Below are 19,346 nucleotides of genomic sequence, written 5' to 3'. Positions count from 1 at the left end.
GCTTGCCATTGTACCCCAGCAAGTTACTCACAACCCCATGCAAAAAGTACGGGTTATTTTTCCCTACGCATAAGCCCGCAGGCCAGATCAGACAAGGGCTGGCGATCGGTGCCCCTTTTCCCGTTCGCACCTCATGCGCAAAAAGCCACCACCTGTGGAAAAAGCTGTGAATTGCGTTGATAATGTGTTTTTGAGAAAAAGGATCCACTATATGTAGATCGGATCCGATCAAAAGTTGTGGATAAAAGTGTTTCAAAAGGACTTATCCACGGCGGGATGTGAGCTATCTCCCAGATTTCAGACACAAAAAAACCAGCCTGAGGCTGGTTTTTGCAATCGGCAAGATGTGGATAGTTTTTCCGGATCCTTAACTGAAATCCCCGACCGCTTCTTTGAGCTTTTTCATCGCGTTTTTCTCTAGCTGTCGGATCCTTTCTGCCGACACATCGTAGTGATCCGCCAACTCTTGCAAGGTCGCTTTGTTGTCGTCCAACCAACGGGAACGCACAATGTGCTGACTGCGCTCATCCAGGCTCGCCAATGCCGAAGACAGGCGGTTGTTAGCGTGGGTTTCCCAGTTGTTCTCTTCGTAGGTCAGGGCCAAGTCGGAGGATTTATCTTCCAGATAATACACCGGGGCGCTGTAGCTGGATTCGCGATCATCGTCTTCCGCTTGCAGTTCAAAGGCCGGATCCTGCGCCGCCAGACGCGACTCCATCTCCCGCACTTCGCTGGCATCAACCCCAAGCTGCTCAGCCACCATCGCCACTTCTTCGTTATTGAACCAACCCAGACGCTTTTTCGACTTACGCAGGTTGAAGAACAATTTACGCTGGGCTTTGGTCGTGGCGACTTTCACAATACGCCAGTTACGCAGCACGTACTCATGGATTTCGGCTTTGATCCAGTGCACCGCAAACGACACCAAGCGCACACCCACTTCCGGGTTAAAACGCTTCACTGCCTTCATCAGGCCGATGTTGCCTTCTTGCACCAAATCCGCCATTGGTAGGCCGTAGCCAGAGTACCCACGGGCAATGTGAACGACAAAGCGCAGATGTGACATGACCAATGCCTTTGCCGCATTAATGTCGCCATCAAAATGAAGACGCTCAGCCAGCTCGCGTTCCTGCTCCGCCGATAACATCGGGTAATGGTTGACGCTCTGAACGTAACTGTCCAGGCTGTCAGCAGAAACTAAAGCCATTGATGTCATCTCTTGTGCCATTCAATAAACCTCGTGTGTTTTTTGTACCAATCGGAAATTGCTTGAACCCGCAATAATGCCCAAAAACTGGTCTCTATTGCAAGTGGGGCGCGTAATTTACCCCAATTGCATAAGAAAAAACGTCAGATAGGTTCAATTTCTTTCAGATGACGGCCTGCCGATAAACGGGCAGCCAGCAAACCCAGGAAGGCAGCAACCATCAACAGGATGAGGGTTTCATCCCAGTATAGGCCGACCAAGCGGAAATGACTGTCGTACAGATTGGCCAAGTGGGCCACGGCGTGTTCCAGCAATACGGTGATCACCACGGTCAGCAACCAGGCAATGGCGCCGCCAATCAATCCATACCACACGCCGGTGTAGAGGTAGGGACGCAGGATAAAGCTGTCGGTCGCGCCCACCAGCTTCATCACCTGAATTTCATCGCGCTGATTGAGCACCTGCAAACGCAAGGTGTTACCCACAATCAAAAAGACCGCAAACAGCATCAAGCCTGACACAATACCCGCTAAGGTGATCACCAGCTGCTTAATTGCCGCTAAGCGTTGCAGCCAGTCGCTGTCCAGACGCACTTCAGCCACTTCCGGCTGAGTCCGCAATTGTGCCGCCAGTTGGCTGGCCGCCTCTGCCGCTTGCCACTGGGTGCCCGGCTCAGCAATCACCACCGCCGGCAGCGGGTTATCATCCAGCAGGCTGATCGCATGCTCAAAGCCCGCCTGTTCACGGAACTCTTCCAGCCCCTGATCCGGCGAGATGTAACGCACCTTGCTGATCTCCGGCCAGCCGGCCAGTTTATCGCGCACCTGCTCCGCTTCCACGCTGCTGATCCCGTCTTCTAAATAGATGGTCAGCTGGGTCGGGGTATGCCAGGTCTGCGCCACTAAGGCCATGTTTTTGGCAAACAGGTAAAAGGTCGCCGGCAAAGTCAGGGCAAACGCCAGAACGGCCAAGGTCAGCACATTGCCGAGCGGACGACGTTTCAGATCGGTAAGTGCTTGCTTACATTGTTGCCAATGCAGGGCAAAAAAGCCGGTTTTATTACGCGCCACGGGCGATCTCCCTCAGTTGGCCTTGATACAAATCCAATCGACGGTAGTCATAGGTACTGAGCAGCGAGGTGTCGTGCGTGGCCATCAATACAGTCACGCCGACCCGGTTAAATTCGCCGAACAAAGCCATGATCTGGTGTGACAGTTCACTGTCCAGGTTACCGGTCGGCTCATCGGCCAACAGCAACATGGGTTTATTCACAATCGCGCGGGCAATACCGACACGCTGCTGCTCACCGCCCGACAGTTGGATCGGCAAACAGCGCGCTTTATCCAGCAGGCCGACTTTATCCAGCGCCGCAGACACGCGACGTTTGACGTCTTTTTCGTTGGCCAGCTCGACCCGCAGCGGCATCGCCACGTTGTCAAAGATGGTGTGCCCCATCAGCAATTTATGATCTTGGAAAATCATGCCGATGTTACGGCGCAAAAACGGAATTTGCTTGCTGTCGATGCGGGTGATGTCATGGCCGTTAAACCAGATCTGACCATCACTCGGACGCTCCAGTGCACAAATCAGTTTCAGCAGGGTACTCTTACCTGCCCCGGAATGGCCCGTCAAAAATGCCATATCGGCGGGCTGCAAATGGAAATCCACCTTTTGCAGGGCCTGACGCCCACCGCGATAAGCTTTACTTACCTGCTGAAACCGAATCACACCTTATTCCTCGTCACTAAACAGTGCTTCAATAAACTCGTCAGCTGCGAACGGACGCAGATCTTCAATGCCTTCACCGATACCGATGTAGCGGATTGGAATATTGAACTGATCCGCAATCGCAAAGATCACACCACCTTTCGCCGTGCCGTCCAGCTTGGTCAGGGTGATACCGGTTACCGGTGCCACGTCACTGAACAGTTTTGCCTGGCTGATGGCGTTCTGGCCGGTGCCCGCATCCACAGTCAGCATAATTTCATGCGGCGCTTCTGGGTCGACTTTTTTCATCACGCGGACAATTTTGCGAAGCTCTTCCATCAGGTTGCCTTTGTTTTGCAGGCGACCGGCGGTATCGGCAATCACAACATCCACATTTTTCGCTTTGGCCGATTCAATCGCATCGTAGATCACAGACGCACTGTCTGCGCCGGTGTGCTGTGCCACCACAGGAACATTGTTACGCTCGCCCCACACCTGCAATTGCTCTACCGCTGCCGCACGGAAGGTATCCCCTGCCGCCAGCATCACTGACTTGCCTTCGTTCTGGAACTGTTTGGCCAGCTTACCAATGGTGGTGGTTTTACCCACGCCATTGACGCCCACCATCAGGATCACGTACGGCTTCTTGCTGGTGTCGACCACCAACGGCTGCTCAACTTTCGCCAGCATGTCGCTCAGCTCGTCTTTCAGCAGGCCATACAAGGCTTCACCGTCTTGCAGATCTTTACGGCTGGCTTTTTCGGTCAGGTTTTCAATGATTTTCAGTGTGGTGTCCATACCGACATCGGCCACCAGCAGCTGCTCTTCCAGCTCTTCAAATAGCTCGTCATCGATTTTCTTGCCACGGAACAGGCCAAAGAAACCGGCACCAAAGTTGGTTTTGGTCTTCTTCAGGCCACGCATTAAGCGGGCAAAGAACCCTTCACGCTTGGGTTTTTCTTGCTCTACGATCGCGGCAGCAGCTGCCGCTTCAGCGCGGGCAGCGTCTTCTTGTGCTTGTGCCTCCGCCTCGGCTTGGGCCTTTGCATCCGCTTCAGCTTGGGCCTCGGCCGCCGCTTGCGCTTCAGCTTCCGCTTCTGCCTGTGCTTTGGCTTCCGCTTCTGCCAACGCCTGCGCTTCTGCAGCGGCTTGTGCTTCTGCTAAGGCTTTTGCCTCAGCCTCTGCTTGGGCTTGTGCCTCTGCATCCGCTGCCGCTTTGGCTGCGGCGTCTGCGTCGGCCTGTGCTTGGGCTTTCGCGTCTGCATCACTGTCTACTGACGCGCTGACGTCGTCATGTTGCTTCGTTTGCTCGGTTGACTCATCTGAGCCAAAACCCAACCACGAAAATAATCCACGTTTCTTTTTTTCTGCCATTGGCAAATCCTAGAGCTTGATTGGTACAATTTGCGGCTTAAATACAGGTTTATATCCCCAACGTCCCTTTGGGCTGATGCTTCTCATCGCACATCGCACAAGGGTTTGGGTATACTATCATTTTCTCAACGGTCGAAGAAATCTATGACGAGACGCAAACAACAATCCGGAAAAACGCCATCCCCTGCCCGCCGTGACGGATTTGTCCGGATCATCAGCGGACGCTGGCGTGGCCGTAAACTGCCCGTCCATGACGTCGAAGGATTGCGCCCTACCACGGATCGCGTCAAAGAGACCGTCTTTAACTGGCTGGCGCAAGATATCATTGAAGCCAACTGTTTGGATCTGTTCACCGGCAGCGGCAGTCTGGGCTTTGAAGCCCTGTCTCGCGGCGCGGCACAGGTCACCATGTTGGAACTGGATAAGAAAGCGGCTGAACAGCTTGAGAAAAACCGCCTTACCATCGGGGCAGACAATGCCACCGTGCGTCATACCGATAGCTTAACGTACCTCAAGCAGCCGGGCACCCCTTTTGACGTGGTGTTTATTGATCCGCCGTTCCGCAAAGGCTTATTACCGGAAGTGATCACATTACTGGAGCAAAATAACTGGCTCACCAAGCATGCGGTGATCTACATTGAGACGGAAAAAGAGCTGGGCGATTTACCGACGCCTGCGCACTGGCACTTACACAAGGAAAAAACGGCGGGACAGGTGTGTTACCGCGTATTTGAAAGAGAGGGAGCATGAAAGCACTGATTATGCTGGCCAAAGGTGCGATTGGTTTCGTGTGGCTGGTTTTATTGATTAATATTTTTTACCCCTTCCCCGGGGTGGCTGCGATGGCGCTGTATATCATGACGGGCTTCCTGTTCATGATGCACGGCCTGCAAATGCTGATCTTCATCGGCGCCTTTGGTGACAAGATCACCATGTCGCGCTGGGAAAAGTGGTCCATTCTGATCTTCGGCATTTTTGCCCTGCTCGATATTCGACGCAAACACATGATGTAAAAAAGCGAGGCCACCGTGCCTCGCTTTTTTTTGTCTCTGCGTTCTCTCGGCGCGGACTATCCGCCAACCGCTGTCAGGCATTAATGGTTACACATGCGATCCGGGTTTGCCTGCAGGGTGTCACCGTCTTGTACCACTTTGCGGCGGGACAACAAAAAGGTCAGCAAGGCATCCAGTGTCAGGCCTTCCTGACTGCAGGTGTGAAAACGCACGTCTTCACCGTACTCAGCCACTACCGCTTGGGTCAGGCTTTCACGGGTGTAAGGGGTCTCTGCAGCCAATAGCATGTTCAATACATTGTGGGCGTGTACTTGGGTCATGGTGTCTCTCTCTGGCCGATCACGGGCAATCGGTCTGCGTAATAAAAGATACCGCCAGCATAGCGCACAACGCCATCGCGCAGTTTGACCCAAAACAATATAATGCATTTATAATACATGTTTGTGATTTCGCCTTATAACGACGGATGCTCGGCCCCGCATTGCCAACAGATCTCAAAGCTGCCAGCGTTGTCCTCCCCACACTGCGGACACTGCCATTCCCGCTCAGCCGCTTGCTCATAGTCTTGCAACACCGCGCGAGCTTGCGTGTGTTGTGAGACGCGCACCCAGACACTCACCTCCACCACGTTGGCCGGCAATTCTCCCGCCGCAGCGCTCAAGCTCTCCCCTCGGGTTTGCGCCTCGATACGGTGAGTGTGCAACAAGCCTGTCAGACTGTGCGCCTCTAATGCGTTGGCGGCGCTGTAGACTTTGCACCATGCTTCTTCATGCTCTCTCAATTCTGATCCTCCCTGTGCTGGCTCTCTTTCTTATCCTAGCCTGAACCGCGCCCAAACGCTGCATGCGGTACGCCGTGCGCCCACCGTAAACGCTGCACTTTGTGGCCATGTCGTGCCCATAAAGTGAGTATACTCACGCTTCCTGACCTTACCTGCCCTATTTAGGGAATTCATGGCGCTCTCCCTGACAGAAAACAGCGAGAAACCACGACAATAACCGTCTTTAAAACCCCACGCAAAACATTCAATTTCAACAAGATAAAGAAAAACAACAGCATCAAAACCCACTTACCCTGCCGCCTGTGAACTTTTCATCATCAGCGCGTCATTTCAACGCTCTCCTACCGCTTCACGAACAACATTGTCTGACAATATAGTCAACACCCCGCCCTGCGGCCTGTCACCAGCAAGGACTAACAGAGCATTTCGTTCATTCCTGACACCACGCTGACAAAAACACGATTTATCCGCAACTTTTCTCACCTGGTGATAAATCACACATAATACCGAGCAAAAAACACATTTAAATCCTTTGAAAACATAGAGATAAAAACGCAACTCACAGATAACCCAACCTGCTCGCATTTCACCCAACATAAAAACATGGGTTTATTCCGACACTTTCCGGCCATTTCGGTGCTATAAATTAGTTTTATTACAGCAAAATGACACTTCAGCTTGAGAAAGCAGTAAAATTAATGCTATTCTATATTCATCAACTTTCAGCAGCATACTAAGGAGTTCCCTATGTTCACTACGTCTCAGAAAAAAGGCCTAATGATGATCGCCGTTGTGATGGGTCTCATGACGCTGCCAGTGATTTATTAATCCAAAAATTCCGATAAAAAAAGGTGCCTACGAAGGCACCTTTTTTTATGTCTGTTTTTTATCAGCCACCAATGCGCGGCGCTATTTACGACGAGGGATCAATCCGGTTACGGCGTGAGATCAATCCGGTGCCAGTGCACGGAATAGAACCACAACGCCATCGCCGTCACCCCTAATAGCAGCAAGGCCACAATGGTCCACACAAAACGACCACTGCGCGGGGTCAGCTCTTTTTCACATGCTTTGCAGGCGGCCAAAAAGCCCTTTTTGTCATCCAGTCGGTAGCCGTCCTCGTGCACGGTTTTATTTCGCACAGACGCAATGAATCTCAGCTTAGCAATGACATCATGGGGCAAGCGGTCTTCACAACTGGTGATCAGCTGATGTAAGCCTTTCCCTTCTGCATGGTAATGCTCACGCAGCAAGCGCTCGATCCGCCTTGAGCGTGTCACCACTAATTCAATATTTGCCATAATTCATGGATCCTTGTTAATCACTCTGTGTAACTTACCGCGAGTCAGACAGAAAAAAAAGTCAGAAAACACCCCGTATCGCCCTCACGCCATCAGGGAATAACCTTCTGAGATGTCATGGTTTTTGTCATGTCACCCGCGCATATCCGGTTCATTTCCGTGCCCGGATCACGCTTTGCTTGCTCTCCGATACTCTCGCAGGCTGTCATCCGGAATAATACCGGCCATCCGCGTTTTGCAGGCAGTTAGGAGGACTCATGCCAACCTGGATCATTGTGGCCGTTGTGGCCATGCTCGCCCTTGCGGTGTATCTGTTTATTCGTTTCTACCGCCGCCATATGCTGGGTGAAGATGCACCAGAGCGGACCATCGAGGTGCAAATTCTCGACAAACAAAGTACCCCGATCATAGGGGCACGTCCGGGGGAAGACGACGAAGAATACTGGATTTACGTGCAACCGATGAATGGTGGCCCCAAACGGGAATTCATGGTCGGGATCCACTACTACCACCATCTGCAGCCCGGCGACCGTGGCACCATGACGTACCAAGGGGTGAAATTTCTACACTTTGCCCTGCAGCGTGACTAACCCCTGTTGTTGATTATGGCACCAGCCAGGCTGTTTTGGCGCTTTTTGCCAACAGCCAGCTGGCTGCCAGTGACACCGCCGTGATCAGCACCGTTAACAGCGGGATCATCACCACCGGTGGCCACACATAGCCATCAAACGCCCGCACCGGCCACAGAAAGAGCGGGTGCAGCAGATAAATCCCCAAACTATAGCGGCTCATGAACACCATGCCCGCCATCCATCGGGCCGAGCAGCGCGTGGCCACATACCGGCCTAACGCAAACACCGCCGCCGCAATCAGCGCCGTATTCAACGTTTTGTAAGACAGCCAACGCCCCACGGTGTATTGCCCGCTCGCGAAGCTGTCACTCAGCACACTGTAGTCAGTGATCACTAACGCCACCAACCCCAATCCCCACAGTACACCGGCACGCGGCCACTGATACTGAAACAGGCAATAACCCCACAACAAGTACCCGCTATAGAGCACCAGCTGGTGGCTCCACGGGCCATCAATGTGAAACAAAAACAAGGTCGTCAGGGTGAGCCACACCAGCGTCATCGCAATCACCGTCAGGCGATCGCTGTGCTGCACCGCGTAGCGGAAAAACGGCACCACAATATAGAGCGGCAGGAAATAATAGAAAAAACCGAGGTGGTAATAGGTCTCGTGCACGGGCAACGCCAGCAGCTTGTCCCACACGACTTGGCTGTCGAAACCACGCAGCGTAAGGCCTGAAAGCAGCGCATAAAAACACGACCAGACTAAAAACGGCACCAGCACTTTGCCGACCCGTCGCTTCAGGTAATAGCCGAGTTCAAACGGGCGCTGATCCGAGAGCATTAACGCGCCGGTGATCATGATAAACACCGGCACCGCCCAACGGCTGGCACTGTTCACCGTGATGGCGGTGATCCAGTCAGCATCAGGGATCACGCCCAGCTGATCCCGGTACGGACCCAGCACATGAATGGCTACCACAGCCAAGGCGGCCAGGCACCGCAGCACATCAAAAAATTCGACTTTCTCTCTTACCGGTTCTGTCGTGGATCCCGTCGGGGCTTGTTTCTGCGTCACGCTGCGCCTGCCTTGTATTGATGCCGTCTTGCCTTAACAAACAACGGCTTAAAAACGCCAAAACGGCATCCCCCTGGCGGAAGATACCGTTTTGACTATAGCAGCCAGTCCCTGTGAAGTAACTGAATCTTCAGGACTCGGCGACACATTTTGCGTGCTGCAACTGCGCTTATGGCTGCTGACGCGTGGCCGCCAGCACGATTTCACGAATACACAGGTGCTGCGGTTGGTGGTACGCATAGCTGATGGCATTGGCAATATCTTGCGGCGCGATCACGCCACCCATGCCTTCTTTCCACTCTTCGTAACCGTCTTTGATTGCGGCATTAGTAGTATGGCTCAGCAGCTCCGTTTCTACCGCGCCCGGTGCGATGGTAATGAAACGCACGTTATCATCCGCTACTTCCTCACGGATGTTTTCTGTGATCGCATGAACGGCAAACTTGGTCCCGCAGTACGCCGCGTGGTTCGGGAAGGTTTTACGACCGGCAATCGAGCTGATGTTGATCACGGTACCGTGTTTGCGAGCTTTCATCGGTGCCAATACCGCATGAATACCGTTTAGCATCCCCATCACGTTCACATCAAACATGGTTTTCCATTCCGCCGGATCTTGCTCGTCTGCCAGACCCAACAGCATCACACCGGCATTGTTTACCAGGCAATCTACCGGACCGTATACCGCTTCCGCTTCGGCAATCGCCGCAGACACTGCCGCACCATCGGTCACATCCACCTGACGACATAGCGTATTAGGCAGACCCAGCGCTTCTAAACGATCCAAACGACGCGCCAACAACAACAGGGGATGACCGGCCGCAGACAAGGTACGCGCCGTCGCTTCGCCAATGCCAGAGCTGGCGCCAGTGATCACAACAAGAGATTGAGTAGACATAGTAATACCTTCAGAAAAAGAACACCTTGCCCCCTGTGGTGACGGTATTTCTCCGCCTGTCAGGAGGCCGTTTTCATCCACGGCCGAGTGATGTAGGCCGTCACTATAATCCGTTTTTCCATAAGTGAAAAATACGCATTTCTTCTGTTTATTATCGGTTTTAGTTATGGATAAAGCACTTTATAAACAACCGGTTGATTAACCTTTTTGAGACAAAAAATGAACACTTGTTAATCTTATGTGCAACTTTCTCTTGTTTTTAGTATTAACAATAGCGTAACCTTTCGCTCAACATATCGCAAAGACGTACCCATTGATGGGATAAAAACGATAACGGAGGTCGTGATGCATCCATCTGCTTCACAGCAAATACAACAACCGAAGAAAACCCGCTTTACCCGATTTCTCGATACCGTCGAGTGGCTCGGTAACTTACTGCCTCACCCAATCACCCTGTTTGCCCTGTTCTGTCTGGCCATTCTGATCACATCCGGGATCGCCGGGTATTTTGGCGTGTCGGTCATCGACCCGCGTCCGGAAGGTGCCCCTGGCCGTGCGGCTGACGGCATGATCCACGTGGTCAGTCTGCTCAATGCCGAAGGCCTGCAGAAGATTGTGGCCCATCTGGTCACCAACTTTACCGGCTTTGCCCCGCTGGGTACCGTACTGGTGGCGATGCTGGGTGTCGCCATTGCCGAACATTCCGGCATGTTGTCATCCGCCATGCGTGGCTTGGTGATGGGCGCCTCCAAGCGCATGGTGACCTTGGTGGTCGTGTTTGCCGGTATCGTGTCAAACACTGCTTCTGAGCTGGGTTACGTGGTCTTGGTGCCACTGGCGGCCATGCTGTTCCACTCACTGGGCCGTCACCCGCTGGCCGGTTTGGCGGCGGCGTTTGCCGGTGTCTCTGGCGGTTACAGTGCCAACCTGCTGCTGGGCACCGTCGATCCGCTGCTGTCGGGGATCACCCAGACCGCTGCGCAAATGATTGATCCGACTTACACCGTCGGTCCGGAAGCCAACTGGTACTTCATGTTTGCCTCGACGTTTGCCATCACCTTCATGGGCGCCCTGGTCACAGAGAAAATCGTTGAGCCGAAACTGGGGAAATACAGCGCTGAGGAAGCGAGCGTGGATCTGGGACAGGACAAATTAGGCAGCCTGACCGATCTGGAAAAGAAAGGCCTGAAAGCCGCTGGTTTTGCCGCTCTGATCGTCTCGGCCCTGCTGGCGCTGACTATCGTGCCGGAAAACGGCATCCTGCGTCACCCGGACACCGGTCTGGTCGCCGGCTCGCCGTTCCTGAAAGGGATCGTAGCCTTTATCTTTGTGTTCTTTGCCATTCCGGGTTTTGTCTACGGGAAAGTCGTGGGCACGATGAAAAATGATCGCGATGTGATTGATGCCATGGCCAAGTCGATGTCCTCGATGGGCATGTACATTGTGTTGGTGTTCTTTGCGGCGCAGTTTGTGGCCTTCTTTAAGTGGACCAACTTTGGTCAGGTGTTTGCCGTCGGTGGGGCTGACTTCCTGCAGTCTATTGGCCTGACCGGTCCGGCGCTGTTCTTCGCCTTCATCCTGATGTGTGGCTTTATCAACCTGATGATTGGCTCCGCATCCGCACAGTGGGCCGTGACCGCGCCGATCTTTGTGCCGATGCTGATGCTGGTGGGCTATGCGCCGGAAACCATTCAGGCGGCCTACCGTATCGGTGACTCGGTGACCAACATCATCACACCGATGATGAGCTACTTCGGCATGATCTTGGCTGTCGCAACCCGTTACCAGAAGAACCTGGGTCTGGGTACCCTGATCGCCACCATGCTGCCGTACTCCATGGTCTTCGTGGTGGGCTGGAGCCTGATGTTCTACGTGTGGGTGTTCATCTTTGGCCTGCCGGTGGGCCCAGGTGCGGCGACCTACTACAACATTGCGGGCTAAGCGACACACCCGCTAAACCATCCCTTCCAATCTTCACCCTCAGCCGCCGGGCGTTCTGCTCGGCGGCTTTTTTGTTATCATCACTCTCTGTCTCCCTCTTTATATAAGCGCATCACTATGGATCTCCGCCTGCTACGCTGCTTTGTCGCCGTGTACGAAGAAAAAAATATCACGCTGGCTGCCGAACGCTGCTTTGTCTCGCAACCGGCGATTTCCAGTGCCATCAAACAGTTAGAAAATGAGCTCAATACTCCGCTGTTTGAGCGCCATAAAAAAGGGGTGACCCTGACCGATGAAGCGCACTATCTCTACCCGCTGGCGGTACGCTTGCTGGCAGATGTGCAACGGCTGCCGGGGTTGTTTCAGGCCCGCACCCAATGCCTGACACTGAAACTGGCCCATTTCCCGGATCTGAGTCAATCGGCACTGGCGACAGTGATGGCAACGCTACGCGCACAAATTCCGCATTTATTATTGGAGTTGGTTGATCACGATGCGCCTGCCGATGCCCGCCTGACACTGGACATGTTCAAGCAGGACGGGGAGATCTTTTTGCCGTTATGGGAAGAGGATTATGTGCTGTGTATGTTGCCGGATCACCCGCTGGCACAGTGTGACAGCGTGCGCCCCGAGCAATTGCATGAGCATGATTTTATTGAGTGCCCGCCCTGTGAAGCCCATCAGCAGACCATCGGATTGCTGGCCTGTGACGGCTTGGCGGTCAATTTAGTGGCTAAAGCTGAGCACAAAACCCAGGTGATGCATTTGGTACAGGCGGGATATGGCATTTCCTTTTTGCCAACCGGTGTGCTGGAAGCGGCCAACCGATTGATCACGGTACCGCTGGATGGGCCACGCATGTTCCGTCGTTTAGGCCTGTGTTATCCGGCTAACAAGACCCTGAAACCGGCACTGGCGGAAGCGGTGAAAGCCTTGAGTCAGGCAGCCATTGCGCCGGACTAAACACACCACCCGATGAACACTCAGCATAACATCAGGTTTATTGCTGGGTGATCGCCAAATATTGGTTCACCCACTGCATCGCCTGCTGGTAACTGTTACCGACCAATTCGCCGCTGATCCCGAGCGCACGGCCATACTGATTCACCGTGCGCCAGTCAGCCTGCTCAAAGGCTTCAACCAAATTCAGGATTTGCCCCAACGCTCCCTGCCGCTCCAGCAAGGCACGACGAATGTCTTGTTCCAGCGGTAATTGCGCCAGCAATTCCGGCAGCGGGCAATCCAATAAGGCATCCAACAGCGACAACAACCCGGTCATGAACGCGGTTCTGCCATCGACACTGACACAGCGACTTTGTGCCAGCACTTCACACATGCGACCGCGTACCAAGGACAGCACAAACAACTCATGCGGTTTATTGACCGCCGCCTGCGCCGTGGCCACCGCGCTGACAAACATCCGCAGACGCGCTTCCCCCAGATACACCAAGGCTTGGCGAAAATCGCGGATCGGCACTTTCACCTGCTGGGCAGCATTGTTGACATAACGCAGCAGCAAATAGGACAGCGACACATCGGCAATGATGATCTGCTCGACGCGGGCAAAATCCACTTCCGGCCGACACACTTCCTGCAGCAAACGCAGGGTTGCCACCCGTTCCGGTGTGATCTGGCGGTTTTTCAGCACTTGCGGACGGCTGAAAAAATAGCCCTGAAAGAAATGAAAACCCGCCTCCAATGCCACATTGAACTCGTCCTGCGTTTCCACTTTCTCGGCCAGAAACATCAGCTTGCGGTGGCGGTTATTGGCCACAAACTCACACGCGGCAGCCAGCCCTAATTTCATCAAGTCCAGCTTAATAATATGTACATAGGGCAAAAAACGGGCCCAGCGTGGATCCATTTCAAAATCATCCAGCGCAATCATGTAGCCCATGCGGTACAAATGACGAATGGCCAAAAACAGCTCATCATTGGGCTCACACGTCTCTAAGACTTCAATTACCACCTGCTTTTTCGGCAGTAAGGTCGGTAACAGGCGCACCAAGCTCTGTTGAGGGAAGTTGATAAAACGGCGCTTGCCCCGATCAGCATCATCACTGCCCACCGCAATAAAGTTTTCCACCAGCAACCGGCACGTGGCTTTATTGGCATCAATATTTGGAAAGGCATTACTTTCGCCATCACGAAATAATAACTCGTACCCTACCGTCTTTTGCTGACGGTTAAAGATAGGTTGACGTGCAACGTAAGCATACATGGTGCGGGTGGACCTCATGGTACACAAAAGATGGAGGCAGGATCATACCATTGCGTCATGTTACCAAGTGCACACTATGCAAAATAAAAACCCATTAACCACAATTTCCCGGCCAAAAGCCTAAAAAAATGGTCACCAGCAACTCAAAATGGATAAATGCCATCTCGATTTTGGAATATACACCTTGTTGCAAACCATTTTCGCCGAAGCCACCGTTGCCGTCGCCTTATCGCCGAAAAGTCTGGGCAGGCGGTCACGCTCACGGCCAGACAAACGCGCATCTTCACCGCGCTTGGGTATATACTTGCCTGAGTAATGCAGTATTAGAGACTCACAATGACCGCCCCAGCCACACACATTTATGATTTCACACAGGAATCCCACTTCCTTGATACCCTTGCCGGCCCCGCCGCCACCTTGTGGCATGCGCGCGAGGAAGGCCATTTCTCCGGTGTAGACGGGTGTCGTATTGGCTGGATGGCGCTGACAGCGGCCCACCACAAAAAAGCCATTGTGGTGGTCAACGGGCGCATTGAAAGTTACTGGAAATACCAAGAGCTGTTTTATGATCTCTTTCAGCAAGGCTATGACATCTATGCACTGGATCACCGTGGCCAAGGGGTCTCTGGCCGGTTAGCCGCCGACACGGAGCTGGGCCATGTCGAGCAATTCTCTGACTACGTAACGGATCTCACCACCTTTTACACCGAGGTCGTGGCCCCGAAAAACTACCGCCATCGCCACCTGCTGGCGCATTCCATGGGCGGCACCATCGCCAGTCTGTTCTTGGCGGCCTTTCCCGAGACCCTGACCAGCGCCGTGCTGAGCGCCCCGATGCACGGCATCGCGATAAAAAACTGGATGCGTCCGATTGCTTCCCCGCTGGCCCGCGTGGTCGAACAGTTCCAACGTCAACCCGGTTATGCCCCCGGTCAAATGCCTTATTACCCGAAGCCGTTTGCCGATAACCCACTCAGCCACAGCGCCGTACGCTACCAATGGTTCCGCGATCTCTACCACGATCACCCTGAACTGCGCATTGGCGGTCCGAGTGCCCGCTGGGTCTGGCAAGGACTGGCAGCGGCCAACCTCTGCGTGTCACAGGCAGGGGCTATCACCACCCCTGTGCTGATCCTGCAAGCCGGAGCGGACACCATTGTGGATAACGCGGCCCAGCATCGCTTCTGTCAAGCCATGCAACAGGCCGAGCGTGACTGTCAGCTGATCACCATTGAGGGCGCGCGCCATGAACTCCTGTTTGAAAGTGATGGTTTCCGCAATCCGAGCCTGCAAGCCGCCCTCGCACATTTTCGGAAAGCGGAAATCCACGTGCGATAAATTAGCCTCTTTTTTCTTCCGGTTTCTGGTTTACACTGCAAACAGTTTCCCCGTGCCGACACGGTGACGGGGCTCTGTTTCTATCGCGAGAGGTTGCATGTACAAAATTATTGCGTCAGATCTGGATGGGACCCTACTGACCCCTGATCATAAAATTGCCCCCTTCACCAAAGACGTACTGAACCAGTTACACCAGCAGGAAAAAGACTTTGTGTTTGCAACAGGCCGTCACCACGTCGATGTGGCCGGCATGCGTGAGCAACTGGGCATTCCTGCTTACATGATCACCTCCAACGGTGCCCGTGTGCATAACTGCCAAAATGAAGTGATCTTCAAACAAGACGTGCAGCCTGACGTGATCCGCGACATCATCGCCCTGACTAAACACGATCCGGCGCTGCGTATTCACATGTACCGCAACGATGATTGGCTGCTGAACAAGGAAGATGAAGCGCTACGTGATTTCCACGACACCTTCACCTACAAAGTGTTTGATGTGGAAAACCCTCCGGTTGAAGGCGTGGCGAAGATTTTCTTTACTAACGATGATCGTGACCACGACAAGTTGGTGATCTGGGAAGACAAGCTCAATGCCCTGTGCGGTGATCGCGCCAATATCGCGTTCTCAACCCCATGGTGTCTGGAAGTGATGGATGCCAACGTGTCCAAAGGCCACGCACTTGAAGCGGTCGCAAAAGCTAAAGGTTACACACTAGCAGACTGTATCGCGTTCGGCGACGGCATGAATGATGCTGAAATGCTGAGCATGGCCGGCAAAGGCCTGGTGATGGAAACTGCTCACGAGAAAGTGAAAAAAGCCCTGCCGAATAATGACGTGATCGGCAGCTGTGCCGATGAAGCGGTCGCGCACTACTTGGTGGCACACTGCCTGACAGAAAAAGCCTAACCGTATTGCGCACGAGCCGTGTCAATGGCTCCCCCTTCCCCCTTTGAAGCGGCCCCTGTTGTCTGCCCTTTCTGACATCGGCCGCTTCTTTTTATGCGCGTTTGGCTAAACGCAACACTTCGCCTGATACACCACTCAATCAAACTGGCCGGTCATTGTGAGTATCGCCTGCCACTCTTCGTCGCTCACCGGCATCACACTTAACCGACTACCTCGCTGTACCAAGGGCATCGCAGCCAACGCCGGCTCAGCCTTCATCCGCTGCAATGACACGCGACGCAGATGGCGCTGATAGGCAATGTCGACCATGATCCAACGCGGGTTGGCAGGGTCGGATTTCAGGTCAAAATACGGGCTGTCGGGATCGAACTGAAAGTGATCCGGATAGGCCTCTTTCACCACTGTCGCGATGCCAACAACCCCTACCTCTTTGCACGAGGAATGGTAAATCAATACCTCATCACCGACTTTCACCTGATCCCGCAGCATGTTACGAGCCTGATAGTTACGCACGCCCTCCCAGCATGACACCTGCTGCTGTTTAAGGGTATCAATCGAAAAGGTGTCAGGTTCTGTTTTGAACAACCAATAAGCCATGGATTCCTCTGTCTTCGCCCTATTCCACCTTGGCAGCCTACCACAGCGCATGCCATTATGCGTCTCACGATGCCAACCCGCAGAACAACAGCCATGACAACCACCATCCCCTCAATGCCAGTAGCCTGCCCGCGCTGTGGCTTACGCCATAACTGTATTTGCCATGCCGAGCCGCAACTTAACAGTCAGAGTCACTTCGTACTGCTGACACACCCGCGTGAAGTCGGCAAAGCCACCAATACCGGCCAGCTGATGCTGCGCAGCCTGCCGCATTGCCAGCGTCCGATCTGGGACCGGGTGAATCCCCCGGCCGAACTCTTGGCGCAACTGGCCGATCCCCGTTATCAGCCATGGTTACTGTTTCCCGGCGATGAGACCACACCGGCCGAGCCTTATCAGCCACAGGATAACAAGATCCCGCTGTTTATTGTGCTCGATGCTACCTGGCAAGAAGCGCGTAAAATGGTCCGCCGTAGCCCGTGGCTGGCCGCCCTGCCGCGTTTAGCCCTGCAACCGACCAGCACCTCACAATACGCCCTGCGCCGTAACCAGCAAGCGGGTAACCTGTGTACCTGTGAAGCCGGTATTGCCCTGTTGGAGATGCTGGGTGAACAGCACGATGCCCAGCAATTACAGCACTATTTTGAGACCTTTATGACCGTGTTTCACGCGGAACAAAGTGGTCATGCCCACCGCTAGACGTGCGCCTTCGGCTCCCCTGTTTGGCCGCATGTCCCGATCAACAGACATAAAAAAACGGCCGCCTGGACAGGCGGCCGTTTTTCATTCCCAAAGGGAAAATACCCTTACGCTTGGTTACGCGCGTACTGGTTCAGTTCGTCTACGCTTACCGCAGTGATGAACTCACCGTCCAGGTAGAAGTTCACGTTGTCGCCCGCTTTCTCGCCGCGCAATACCGCAGTTTCACCGCTGGTGTAAGCCACGTTCATTTCTAGCGTGTTGTCGTCTAGCTGACGGAACGTCGCCGCTTCGATGTCGCTGTTGCGTACGCTTGCCAGTGGTGCTGTTGTTAGCTGGCTGTCCAACTGACCGTTCACTTTGATCACCGCATTCATTGGGGTGTCAGCCAGTGCTGGTGACTTACCGGTGATTGGGTTACGGCCCGTCCAGAATTCGATGGTGTTGAAGATGAACAAATCGGCGGTGGCTGCAATACCGTAAACTGGGCCAAGTAGCACATACAGGCCTGCACGCGCGTAACGGTTATCCACCACGCTCAGGTTTGCTTTGGTCACAAGTTGAGACGTGCCCATCTGACCGATACAACCAGTCAGAGAAGTGGCAAGGATTGTCATCGCTACGGCTTTGTAGGCGATTTTTTTCATCTGGGTAACTCCGAAATAGAGGGGGTAATACAAAGTAAAAAAGCGCGCGAATTATAGGCTTTTTTTGCCCTGCCGCTAGCAAAATCAGCATAAAATGGACAGAATTTCACTCCTTGCAGACAAACGTAAACACCCTGTAACGCAGGCGTTAATAAAGGCCGTACTCTCGCCTCCACCACTATTCGTCAGAGCGATATTCCCACCTTCAACGCAGACAGACGAGAATGTGCGGCAAGCAACATTTCCAGCCTAATATCCGCCTGTTACTCATTGGATTGGTGTACGCTGTATACACGCCCCCGCGCAAGGGACAGCCAAGGCTGTGTTCATGGCGTGCGAACAGTGAGGAAAATGCGATGAACTGGTCTCTCGAACCTGATGCCGTGTTTGCTGCCTCTCCGGTCGTTCCGGTGATGGTTGTCGAGCACCTTGATGATGCCATCCCGATGGCGGAAGCCCTGCTCGCAGGTGGTATTCGGGTATTTGAAATTACCCTGCGCACCGACTGCGCCCTGCAAGCCATTACTGCCATTACTGAGGCCATGCCGAATGCCTTGGTCGGCGCGGGTACAGTCCTTAACACCGCCCAATACGATACTGCTGTTGCCGCAGGCGCCAAGTTTGTGATCTCCCCGGGCATGACCCCCACCTTATTAACGCATGCCAAACACGGGCCGGTACCGCTCATCCCGGGTGTCTGCACCCCCTCGGAAATCATGCTGGCACTGGAACACGGCTACACGCACCTGAAGTTTTTCCCGGCCGAAGCCAATGGAGGGGCGGCAGCCTTAGCCGCGATTGCTGCCCCGCTGCCACACGTGCGCTTTTGCCCGACCGGGGGCATTAACCCGGCCAATGTGGCGCAATACACTGCGCTTCCGTGTGTCGCCACCATCGGCGGTTCGTGGATGCTGCCAGCCAAAACCATCCGCACCGGAGATTGGGGCTACATCAGCCATCTGGCCCATGAAGCCATCGCGCTGACCAAGCAGCAATGTTAAACAGCGCTAAACACGCCGGCAGCGGCGACGACAGGCACAAAAAAAGCGGTGATCTTCACCGCTTTTT

The 19,346-nt window shown here is 53.8% G+C and carries 21 protein-coding genes; 9 read left to right on the top strand and 12 right to left on the bottom strand.

What is annotated here, in order from left to right:
* Positions 1 to 367 precede the first annotated feature (367 nt).
* From rpoH to ftsY, 4 genes are all read right to left on the bottom strand, one after another.
* Positions 368 to 1,228, bottom strand: coding sequence for an RNA polymerase sigma factor RpoH (rpoH, locus tag ABT58_RS07315; protein WP_047873739.1), 861 nt, complete (start codon positions 1,226 to 1,228; stop codon positions 368 to 370).
* A 122-nt stretch (positions 1,229 to 1,350) separates the two neighbouring features.
* Positions 1,351 to 2,277, bottom strand: coding sequence for a permease-like cell division protein FtsX (ftsX, locus tag ABT58_RS07310; RefSeq protein ID WP_047873738.1), 927 nt, complete (start codon positions 2,275 to 2,277; stop codon positions 1,351 to 1,353).
* Complete coding sequence (gene ftsE / locus ABT58_RS07305; protein ID WP_047873737.1) at positions 2,267 to 2,935, bottom strand: cell division ATP-binding protein FtsE; 669 nt, start codon at positions 2,933 to 2,935, stop codon at positions 2,267 to 2,269. Before ftsE ends, ftsX begins: the two co-directional genes overlap by 11 nt.
* Before the next feature lie 3 nt (positions 2,936 to 2,938).
* Entirely contained in the window at positions 2,939 to 4,288 is a 1,350-nt protein-coding gene (gene ftsY, locus ABT58_RS07300; protein WP_047873736.1) for a signal recognition particle-docking protein FtsY, read from the bottom strand.
* A gap of 144 nt (positions 4,289 to 4,432) precedes the next feature.
* Between ftsY and rsmD the strand changes: the two genes are divergently transcribed.
* Both rsmD and ABT58_RS07290 read left to right on the top strand, forming a co-directional pair.
* Positions 4,433 to 5,038, top strand: coding sequence for a 16S rRNA (guanine(966)-N(2))-methyltransferase RsmD (rsmD, locus tag ABT58_RS07295; RefSeq protein ID WP_047873735.1), 606 nt, complete (start codon positions 4,433 to 4,435; stop codon positions 5,036 to 5,038).
* The gene (locus ABT58_RS07290; protein ID WP_047873734.1) at positions 5,035 to 5,301 is read left to right on the top strand and encodes a DUF1145 domain-containing protein; all 267 of its coding nucleotides are present in this window, start codon (positions 5,035 to 5,037) and stop codon (positions 5,299 to 5,301) included. Before rsmD ends, ABT58_RS07290 begins: the two co-directional genes overlap by 4 nt.
* A gap of 80 nt (positions 5,302 to 5,381) precedes the next feature.
* Here ABT58_RS07290 and ABT58_RS07285 read toward each other — a convergent pair whose 3' ends face one another.
* The 3 genes from ABT58_RS07285 to ABT58_RS07275 form a co-directional block, all read right to left on the bottom strand.
* Positions 5,382 to 5,621 (bottom strand): YecH family metal-binding protein, encoded by a 240-nt coding sequence (locus tag ABT58_RS07285; protein WP_047873733.1) that lies wholly within the window; start codon positions 5,619 to 5,621, stop codon positions 5,382 to 5,384.
* Positions 5,622 to 5,755: 134 nt separating this feature from the next.
* Positions 5,756 to 6,082, bottom strand: coding sequence for a putative signal transducing protein (locus ABT58_RS07280; protein ID WP_047873732.1), 327 nt, complete (start codon positions 6,080 to 6,082; stop codon positions 5,756 to 5,758).
* Between the two features lie 935 nt (positions 6,083 to 7,017).
* Positions 7,018 to 7,383 carry a hypothetical protein gene (locus tag ABT58_RS07275; RefSeq protein ID WP_047873731.1) on the bottom strand — a complete coding sequence of 122 codons (366 nt, stop codon included), beginning with the start codon at positions 7,381 to 7,383 and terminating at the stop codon, positions 7,018 to 7,020.
* A gap of 257 nt (positions 7,384 to 7,640) precedes the next feature.
* Here ABT58_RS07275 and ABT58_RS07270 point away from each other — a divergent pair, with 257 nt between their 5' ends.
* Positions 7,641 to 7,973, top strand: coding sequence for a DUF2500 domain-containing protein (locus tag ABT58_RS07270; protein ID WP_047873730.1), 333 nt, complete (start codon positions 7,641 to 7,643; stop codon positions 7,971 to 7,973).
* Positions 7,974 to 7,986: 13 nt separating this feature from the next.
* Here the strand turns inward: ABT58_RS07270 and ABT58_RS07265 are convergent, their stop codons facing one another.
* Together ABT58_RS07265 and ABT58_RS07260 are read right to left on the bottom strand one after the other, a co-directional pair.
* Positions 7,987 to 9,033 carry an acyltransferase gene (locus ABT58_RS07265; protein ID WP_047873729.1) on the bottom strand — a complete coding sequence of 349 codons (1,047 nt, stop codon included), beginning with the start codon at positions 9,031 to 9,033 and terminating at the stop codon, positions 7,987 to 7,989.
* Positions 9,034 to 9,202: 169 nt separating this feature from the next.
* The gene (locus ABT58_RS07260; protein WP_047873728.1) at positions 9,203 to 9,928 is read right to left on the bottom strand and encodes an SDR family oxidoreductase; all 726 of its coding nucleotides are present in this window, start codon (positions 9,926 to 9,928) and stop codon (positions 9,203 to 9,205) included.
* Positions 9,929 to 10,273: 345 nt separating this feature from the next.
* On the opposite strand from ABT58_RS07260, the gene ABT58_RS07255 reads away from it, so the two are divergent.
* Complete coding sequence (locus tag ABT58_RS07255; protein WP_047873727.1) at positions 10,274 to 11,869, top strand: AbgT family transporter; 1,596 nt, start codon at positions 10,274 to 10,276, stop codon at positions 11,867 to 11,869.
* 117 nt (positions 11,870 to 11,986) lie between these two features.
* Positions 11,987 to 12,832, top strand: coding sequence for a LysR family transcriptional regulator (locus ABT58_RS07250; protein WP_047873726.1), 846 nt, complete (start codon positions 11,987 to 11,989; stop codon positions 12,830 to 12,832).
* A gap of 37 nt (positions 12,833 to 12,869) precedes the next feature.
* Here the strand turns inward: ABT58_RS07250 and ABT58_RS07245 are convergent, their stop codons facing one another.
* The gene (locus ABT58_RS07245; protein WP_047873725.1) at positions 12,870 to 14,090 is read right to left on the bottom strand and encodes an EAL and HDOD domain-containing protein; all 1,221 of its coding nucleotides are present in this window, start codon (positions 14,088 to 14,090) and stop codon (positions 12,870 to 12,872) included.
* Positions 14,091 to 14,426: 336 nt separating this feature from the next.
* On the opposite strand from ABT58_RS07245, the gene ABT58_RS07240 reads away from it, so the two are divergent.
* Both ABT58_RS07240 and ABT58_RS07235 read left to right on the top strand, forming a co-directional pair.
* A complete protein-coding gene (locus ABT58_RS07240) occupies positions 14,427 to 15,428 on the top strand; it encodes an alpha/beta fold hydrolase (protein WP_047873724.1) in 1,002 nt (333 codons plus the stop codon).
* Positions 15,429 to 15,525: 97 nt separating this feature from the next.
* On the top strand, positions 15,526 to 16,335 hold the full coding sequence (locus ABT58_RS07235; protein ID WP_047873723.1) for a Cof-type HAD-IIB family hydrolase: 810 nt from the start codon (positions 15,526 to 15,528) through the stop codon (positions 16,333 to 16,335).
* A gap of 135 nt (positions 16,336 to 16,470) precedes the next feature.
* On the opposite strand, the gene ABT58_RS07230 is transcribed toward ABT58_RS07235, so the two are convergent.
* Positions 16,471 to 16,932, bottom strand: coding sequence for an EVE domain-containing protein (locus tag ABT58_RS07230; RefSeq protein WP_047873722.1), 462 nt, complete (start codon positions 16,930 to 16,932; stop codon positions 16,471 to 16,473).
* A 93-nt stretch (positions 16,933 to 17,025) separates the two neighbouring features.
* Between ABT58_RS07230 and ABT58_RS07225 the strand changes: the two genes are divergently transcribed.
* On the top strand, positions 17,026 to 17,631 hold the full coding sequence (locus ABT58_RS07225) for a tRNA-uridine aminocarboxypropyltransferase (RefSeq protein ID WP_229821659.1): 606 nt from the start codon (positions 17,026 to 17,028) through the stop codon (positions 17,629 to 17,631).
* A 107-nt stretch (positions 17,632 to 17,738) separates the two neighbouring features.
* Here the strand turns inward: ABT58_RS07225 and ABT58_RS07220 are convergent, their stop codons facing one another.
* The gene (locus ABT58_RS07220; RefSeq protein ID WP_047873720.1) at positions 17,739 to 18,278 is read right to left on the bottom strand and encodes a DUF3332 domain-containing protein; all 540 of its coding nucleotides are present in this window, start codon (positions 18,276 to 18,278) and stop codon (positions 17,739 to 17,741) included.
* Positions 18,279 to 18,634: 356 nt separating this feature from the next.
* On the opposite strand from ABT58_RS07220, the gene ABT58_RS07215 reads away from it, so the two are divergent.
* Entirely contained in the window at positions 18,635 to 19,279 is a 645-nt protein-coding gene (locus ABT58_RS07215) for a bifunctional 4-hydroxy-2-oxoglutarate aldolase/2-dehydro-3-deoxy-phosphogluconate aldolase (RefSeq protein ID WP_047873719.1), read from the top strand.
* The last annotated feature ends 67 nt before the right edge of the window (positions 19,280 to 19,346 follow it).

Origin of the sequence: Photobacterium aphoticum, assembly GCF_001029435.1 — a bacterium.
GTDB classification, from domain to species: Bacteria; Pseudomonadota; Gammaproteobacteria; order Enterobacterales; family Vibrionaceae; genus Photobacterium; species Photobacterium aphoticum.
Note: the sequence above shows the minus strand (reverse complement) of the source record. Positions and strands in the feature narration are given on the sequence as shown.